Source organism: Sphingomonas horti, from assembly GCF_009753715.1.
In the GTDB taxonomy this organism is placed as follows: Bacteria; Pseudomonadota; Alphaproteobacteria; order Sphingomonadales; family Sphingomonadaceae; genus Sphingomonas_B; species Sphingomonas_B horti.
Window position 1 is genome coordinate 1 of sequence record NZ_WQMS01000015.1, and the last position, 1,869, is coordinate 1,869.

The 1,869-nt window shown below is 62.1% G+C and carries 3 protein-coding genes; 2 read left to right on the forward strand and 1 reads right to left on the reverse strand.

Annotated elements, in window-relative coordinates; all coding sequences use genetic code 11:
- Both GON01_RS17045 and GON01_RS17230 read left to right on the forward strand, forming a co-directional pair.
- On the forward strand, positions 1 to 472 hold a 472-nt coding region (locus GON01_RS17045; RefSeq protein WP_220128476.1), incomplete at its 5' end, for a hypothetical protein.
- Positions 473 to 610: 138 nt separating this feature from the next.
- Entirely contained in the window at positions 611 to 739 is a 129-nt protein-coding gene (locus tag GON01_RS17230) for a hypothetical protein (RefSeq protein ID WP_258558473.1), read from the forward strand.
- Positions 740 to 1,280: 541 nt separating this feature from the next.
- On the opposite strand, the gene GON01_RS16700 is transcribed toward GON01_RS17230, so the two are convergent.
- Entirely contained in the window at positions 1,281 to 1,520 is a 240-nt protein-coding gene (locus GON01_RS16700; protein ID WP_181600262.1) for a hypothetical protein, read from the reverse strand.
- Positions 1,521 to 1,869 lie beyond the last annotated feature (349 nt).

The following is a 1,869-nucleotide window of genomic DNA, read 5'->3' on the forward strand; positions in this document are numbered from 1 at the left end:
TTCTAAACCCACTACGACCGCTGCATCCGAATTCGCGACGGCAGGCGGCGCCAATCCCGCTTCTTTCTCTCCAAAAGGGCTGCACCGGGCCGAATTGGCATCCTTGCCTAACAATAACAGCCGCGCCTCCTATATTGGAGCCATCGCAGCACCTGCCACGAGCGCAGCTGCGACTGAGAGATGCTTTGTGCTCCCGCTCATGACGGAGCTGTGCATGATGATCTTCTCACCCGCCACACAGACGCAGACCTCGACCCCTGACAGTGTTCAGCATCGTTCGGAGATCGACGCGCTCGACGCGGCTCTCCAGGATATGACAGCTGCATTTTCCAGTGATTTTGCCAATGGTCTGATAGGACAACGCCATAATACGTTCTCGCACCGGACTCGCGTCCTTCGGCAGATGACAGACGATCTCGCGTTGATGCGCGCGCGAGACCTACTGCCATTGGTCCAGAACATTCCCGAATAGGCGCGGGCGAGCAGCTGGTGTTTGCACCAGGGCCGCCCACTCGCCGGACAACGGCGGTTGGCACGGGCAATAGATTTAGCTGCTCCGACCCGGATCAGTGCGTTGGCCACCGGCGCGAACGCAAAAGAGGAGCGATAAATGGCCAAGGGTCAGCGCAAGAGTAACAAGGAAATCCGCAAGCCGAAGAAGGAAGGGCCGCCCAAGCAGAACGCGTCTGCTCCGAGCAAGAAGGGAACGCCGGCCGCTCCGACCGGTAAACCGTCCTGAGCAAGGATCATTGGCATCTTTAGATGCGTCCGCTGGCAGATCGGGTCTCATAGGACCCAGGCCCCCGTCCAACCCGCAGCCTCCCATGGACCTAAACTTCGCGATTGCCGGCACGACGCTCGCCGCGGTCGGCTTCTGCACCGGTGCACCGGTGCACCGGCTAAGCTGACCGCGCTCGCGACTCAATCCAACCCAAAAGGTCACCGTTGAACATGCAATTCAAGAAGCGCTTTGACCGTCCCCGACCGAGCAAGCCGCACGCCATGGCCGTGCTGCGCGCTTGGCCTGCGAACGCATGCCCCAGTCGGGCGCAGCAGTGGCATTCCTCAACACCCACTACGATGCACTCGGCGGACACCCCATCGATCTTGCCGTCCCAACCGAAGTAGGCCTGCGCGCTGTCGAAGCCGCTATCGCCGCCTATGTGCCTGCACCGCCGAGCTGCTCTTGATCGCCGCTACACCATCTCCGCCGCGCTCCACCCCGGCCCTAGGTTGGAAGAGCTTGTGCGTTCAGCGCCCGAAAGAACACCATGCACCAGTCAAATCCCCTTTCCGCCTGGTTTTCTATTGGGGCCGATGCTTGGTTGCTCGGTTTTGAAGCGGCGGCCGTCATTGGCTTTCGGGGCATCAGAATGGCCCAAGGCGGGGCGGCGGCCCATGCCGAAGCTCAGCGAATGGTCGGCGAGAAGATCGCAGCGTTGTTCGAGCTCCAGCAACTGGCACTCGCGGGCAAGCTGGGCGCGACAGCGCCAGAAACTGTTGGAAAGACGGTTGCGCACTACCGACGTGCTGTTCGGGCCAACCGTCGCCGACTGACGCGCTAGGCAGAGGGAGGCGCTCGACTGCTCAGACGATGGCAGCCGCCGCTCGCCGAGCGGAACTCAACGCATTCAACGAAGCCGACTTAGGACGCGCAAGCGCAAAATGGCGTCTGGCGGCGGGCGCCGCTCGCCACTCAGTTCAACTCTGTTTGGACGCAAGCCAGATGATGTGGGGCGGTTCCTGCAAGATCCCGCCCGGGTCAACGACAACCTCTTCGACCTCGAATCCCGTCTCCTGAAGCCGGTCGGCAAAGGACCGGTCCGGGTAGGCCGACCAGACCGCCAGCAGTCCGCCCGGTCTCAAGGC